This window comes from Pontibacter indicus, from assembly GCF_900156345.1.
Classification (GTDB): domain Bacteria; phylum Bacteroidota; class Bacteroidia; order Cytophagales; family Hymenobacteraceae; genus Pontibacter; species Pontibacter indicus.
Window position 1 is genome coordinate 1 of record NZ_FTPP01000008.1, and the last position, 5416, is coordinate 5416.

Here is a 5416-nt window from a genome sequence, read left to right on the forward strand (position 1 = left end):
GGTTGTTGGGGTTGGCGGCCACCTACTCTCCCGGGTGTGACCCCAGTACCATCGGCGCAGCCGGGCTTAACTTCTCTGTTCGGGATGGGAAGAGGTGCTCACCGGCGCCATAGCCGCCATTGTCTTTGCCCGGTTTCTATGCGGGCGTGATGGCTATGTGTAAGTTCTGTGTGTTTTGACTAGCTGGGAGAGAAAAAGACCTGGACCTTAGGGCGGTGCCAAGGGGCGGGCCGGCTCTTGGCCGGTTTGAGCTTGCGCTCAGGAGAACGCGCTCGGGCAATTAGTATGGCTCGGCTTTGCTATTTCTAGCTTTACACCTGCCACCTATCAACGTCATCGTCTCTGACGGCCCTTAAGGGAGATCTCATCTTGGGGCGGGTTTCGCACTTAGATGCTTTCAGCGCTTATCCCGTCCGAGCGTAGCTACCCTGCGCTGCGGCTGGCGCCACAACAGGTCCACCAGAGGCTCGTCCATCCCGGTCCTCTCGTACTAAGGACAGAACCCCTCAAATCTCCGACGCCCACAACAGATAGGGACCGAACTGTCTCACGACGTTCTGAACCCAGCTCGCGTGCCACTTTAATCGGCGAACAGCCGAACCCTTGGGACCTTCTCCAGCCCCAGGACGTGACGAGCCGACATCGAGGTGCCAAACCTCCCCGTCGATATGAGCTCTTGGGGGAGATCAGCCTGTTATCCCCAGAGTACCTTTTATCCTTTGAGCGATGGCCCTTCCATGCGGAACCACCGGATCACTATATCCGCCTTTCGGCCCTGCTCGGCTTGTGGGCCTCACAGTCAAGCCCCCTTCTGCTATTGCGCTCTGCGCACGGTTACCAAGCGTGCTGAGGGAACCTTTGAAAGCCTCCGTTATTGTTTTGGAGGCGACCACCCCAGTCAAACTACCCACCAAGCACGGTCCCCGACTCTGTCGGGTTAGGCGCCAGGCAACTCAAGGGCCGTATTTCAAGGAAGAATCCAGGACGCCTGGCGACGCCCCTTCACATTCTCCGGCCTATCCTACACATGAGTTACCCAGCGTCAATGCTAAGCTATAGTAAAGGTTCATGGGGTCTTTCCGTCCCGTTGCGGGTACTCGGCATCTTCACCGAGACTACAATTTCACCGAGCTCACGGCTGAGACAGCGCCCAGATCGTTACACCATTCGTGCAGGTCGGAACTTACCCGACAAGGAATTTCGCTACCTTAGGACCGTTATAGTTACGGCCGCCGTTTACCGGGGCTTCGATTCAGAGCTTCGCCTTGCGGCTAACCCCCCCTCTTAACCTTCCGGCACCGGGCAGGTGTCAGGCCTTATACGTCATCTCTCGATTTGGCAAAGCCATGTGTTTTTGTTAAACAGTCGCCTGGGCCTTTTCACTGCGGCTTCTTGCTGTGAAGCAAGGAAGCGCCCCTTCTCCCGAAGTTACAGGGCCATTTTGCCGAGTTCCTTGGCCGTGATTCACTCGAGCACCTTAGGATTCTCTCCTCGACCACCTGTGTCGGTTTGCGGTACGGGCGGCCACGTATTTAAACGCTTAGCGGGTTTTCTAGGGAGCCTGCTTAGGGACGCTATCTCCGCGCCCGGGGGCTTGGAGTACTATCGGCTTTCAGCATCCGGGGCGTACTTCACTACCCCAAATATACCTACGGCCTTCAACGCACTATTCCGTCAGTGCGCGGTCCTTTCACTTCTCCGTCACCGCATCGCTATACGTAGCCGGTGCTGGAATATTAACCAGCTGTCCATCGACCTGCGCTTTCGCCTCGGCCTTAGGTCCCGACTAACCCTGATCCGATTAGCGTTGATCAGGAAACCTGGGTCTTTCGGTGTGCGGGTTTCTCGCCCGCATTATCGTTACTTATGCCTACATTTGCTTTTCCAAGCGCTCCAGCACGGCTTGCCGCCATACCTTCTCCGCCCTTGGAATGCTCCCCTACCAGTATAGAATAATCTATAATCCGCAGCTTCGGTGCCATGCTTGATGCCCGATTATTATCGATGCCCTGTCGCTCGACCAGTGAGCTGTTACGCACTCTTTAAAGGAATGGCTGCTTCCAAGCCAACCTCCTGGCTGTCTGAGCAACTGGACCCCCTTTGTTCAACTTAGCGTGGACTTGGGGACCTTAGCTGGCGGTCTGGGTTCTTTCCCTCTCGGCGCGGGACCTTAGCACCCCGCGCCTCACTGCCGCGTATGTCAAATGGCATTCGGAGTTCGTCAGGATTCGGTAGGATTTGACTCCCCCTAGTCCTATCGGTAGCTCTACCTCCACATGACTCGACCGCGACGCTGCCCCTAAAGGCATTTCGGGGAGTACGAGCTATTTCTCAGTTTGATTGGCCTTTCACCCCTACCCACAGGTCATCCAAATCCTTTTCAACGGAAACTGGTTCGGACCTCCAGTTGGTTTTACCCAACCTTCATCCTGCCCATGGGTAGATCACAAAGTTTCGCGTCTACCCCCCCTGACTGTGCGCCCTGTTCAGACTCGCTTTCGCTGCGGCTCCGCGCCTTGAGACGCTTAACCTTGCCAGGGAGGAGTAACTCGTAGGCTCATTATGCAAAAGGCACGCCGTCACCCCACAAAAGGGCTCCGACCGCTTGTAGGCGCATGGTTTCAGGATCTGTTTCACCCCCTTATTCAGGGTGCTTTTCACCTTTCCCTCACGGTACTGGTTCACTATCGGTCTCTCAGGAGTATTTAGCCTTGCCGGATGGTGCCGGCGGATTCAGGCGGGATTTCTCCGGTCCCGCCCTACTCAGGATACCACTAGGGCCAAGCAGCTTACGCACACGGGACTATCACCCCCTATGGTCATTCTTCCCAGAATGTTATGCTTCGATACTTGGTCCCACGCCGTGGTCCTACAACCCCAGCCCTGCCGTGACAGGACTGGTTTGGGCTCCTCCGCGTTCGCTCGCCACTACTTGCGGAATCATTGTTATTTTCTCTTCCTCCGGGTACTTAGATGTTTCAGTTCCCCGGGTTCGCCCCCCGTAGGGTGGCATGTCTTCAACATGCCGGGTTGCCCCATTCGGATACCCGCGGATCAATTCGTATGTGCCGATCCCCGCGGCTTTTCGCAGCTTGTCGCGTCCTTCATCGCCTCTGAGAGCCTAGGCATCCCCCATGCGCCCTTCTCTGCGTTCTCGCCGGTGTCGCCTAAAGCAACGCCGGCCCGCTTCTTGGGCTGCACTAGAATCACTTCCAGGCAGTTACCTTCTTAATGTCTTTGTTTTTCTCTCTCCCATCATGTCAAAGAACTTCTCCTAAAGAGTTAAGAGTTTAGAGTTAAGGGTTGTGAGTTAATTGCTTAACCCGCCGCCTGTCACTGTGGCTCTTCCTTTAAGTTAGAGGTAGTGGCCTGTTGCCTCTACCGTGTTGTTGTGGTAAGCGTTGGTGGAGAATAACGGAGTCGAACCGTTGACCTCCTGCGTGCAAAGCAGGCGCTCTAGCCAGCTGAGCTAATCCCCCTTGTGTTGAGTAAGTGGTGGGCCTGCGTGGACTCGAACCACGGACCTCTACATTATCAGTGTAGCGCTCTAACCACCTGAGCTACAAGCCCCCGTGGCTGCAAGCACCTGGGAACGCCTTTTATGCCGCACCTTGCTTTTCAGTATCCTGAGTTGTTTGAGAAGGAATGCTGAGACAGTCCGGAAGAGGGAATAAGCACGGATCCGCGCGGCCACCGGCGCCTTGGAAAAGGCCGACGGGCCGACCCTAGAAAGGAGGTGATCCAGCCGCACCTTCCGGTACGGCTACCTTGTTACGACTTAGCCCCAGTTACCAGTTTTACCCTAGACGGCTCCTGTGACGGTCACCGGCTTCAGGTCTCCCTGACTTCCATGGCTTGACGGGCGGTGTGTACAAGGCCCGGGAACGTATTCACCGCGCCGTTGCTGATGCGCGATTACTAGCGATTCCGGCTTCACGGAGTCGAGTTGCAGACTCCGATCCGAACTGAGACCGGCTTTTTGAGATTGGCTCCCTGTCACCAGGTGGCAACCCTCTGTACCGGCCATTGTAGCACGTGTGTAGCCCTAGGCGTAAGGGCCATGATGACTTGACGTCGTCCCCGCCTTCCTCGCTTCTTGCGAAGGCAGTCCCTTTAGAGTCCCCGGCATGACCCGCTGGCAACTAAAGGTAGGGGTTGCGCTCGTTGCGGGACTTAACCCAACACCTCACGGCACGAGCTGACGACAGCCATGCAGCACCTTGCTTTGTGCCCCGAAGGGAAGGTCCATCTCTGGACCGGTCACGCGCATTCTAGCCTAGGTAAGGTTCCTCGCGTATCATCGAATTAAACCACATGCTCCACCGCTTGTGCGGGCCCCCGTCAATTCCTTTGAGTTTCACCCTTGCGGGCGTACTCCCCAGGTGGATGACTTAACGCTTTCGCTTGGACGCTTGCCGTGTATCGCAAACATCGAGTCATCATCGTTTACGGCGTGGACTACCAGGGTATCTAATCCTGTTCGCTCCCCACGCTTTCGTGCCTCAGCGTCAGTTTCGGCCCAGCGAGCTGCCTTCGCAATCGGGGTTCTTGGTGGTATCTATGCATTTCACCGCTACACCACCAGTTCCGCCCGCCTCGACCGAACTCAAGCCCGCCAGTATCAACGGCAGTTCCGGGGTTGAGCCCCGGGATTTCACCGCTGACTTAACGGGCCGCCTACGCACCCTTTAAACCCAATAAATCCGGACAACGCTTGCACCCTCCGTATTACCGCGGCTGCTGGCACGGAGTTAGCCGGTGCTTATTCGTACGGTACCGTCAGTTACCCCCGCAGGGGCGTTTTCTTCCCGTACAAAAGCAGTTTACAACCCAGAAGGCCTTCTTCCTGCACGCGGCATGGCTGGGTCAGCCTCTCGGCCATTGCCCAATATTCCCTACTGCTGCCTCCCGTAGGAGTCTGGTCCGTGTCTCAGTACCAGTGTGGGGGACCATCCTCTCAGAACCCCTAGCCATCGTCGCCTTGGTGGGCCTCTACCCCGCCAACTAGCTAATGGCACGCATGCCCATCTTCCACCGCCTCAGCTTTTACCACGGTCGGATGCCCTCTCGTGGTCATATGCGGTATTAATCCACCTTTCGGTGGGCTATCCCCCAGTGGAAGGTAGGTTGCATACGCGTTACGCACCCGTGCGCCACTAACCAAGCTCCCGAAAGAGCAAGGTCCGTTCGACTTGCATGTATTAGGCCTGCCGCTAGCGTTCATCCTGAGCCAGGATCAAACTCTCCATTGTAGTGTTCTACTTTTCATGCCCGAGGGCAAATGTGTCCGTTCGACCCGTGGCCTTTTTCCTTTTTAATTCTTGTGAATTGACGCGGTGGGAATCTTTAAGATTCGCCCGCGCGGATGTACCTATTCTTGTTTTCTTTTCTGTCTCAACAATCTCTCAAAGAACTT

Annotated in this window: 2 tRNA genes and 3 rRNA genes; all 5 read right to left on the minus strand. The window is 56.1% G+C overall.

What is annotated here, in order from left to right:
• Positions 1–9: 9 nt before the first annotated feature.
• The 5 genes from rrf to B0B12_RS19900 all read right to left on the minus strand — a co-directional run bounded on the left by rrf (position 10) and on the right by B0B12_RS19900 (position 5252).
• Positions 10–121: ribosomal RNA gene (gene rrf, locus B0B12_RS19880) — 5S ribosomal RNA — on the minus strand.
• Between the two features lie 139 nt (positions 122–260).
• Positions 261–3156: ribosomal RNA gene (locus B0B12_RS19885) — 23S ribosomal RNA — on the minus strand.
• A gap of 246 nt (positions 3157–3402) precedes the next feature.
• A tRNA-Ala gene (locus tag B0B12_RS19890) sits at positions 3403–3479 on the minus strand.
• A gap of 14 nt (positions 3480–3493) precedes the next feature.
• Positions 3494–3570, minus strand: a tRNA-Ile gene (locus B0B12_RS19895).
• 159 nt (positions 3571–3729) lie between these two features.
• Positions 3730–5252 (minus strand): 16S ribosomal RNA (locus B0B12_RS19900).
• Together the 16S, 23S and 5S rRNA genes with 2 tRNA genes alongside form the textbook arrangement of a ribosomal RNA operon.
• Positions 5253–5416: the final 164 nt, after the last annotated feature.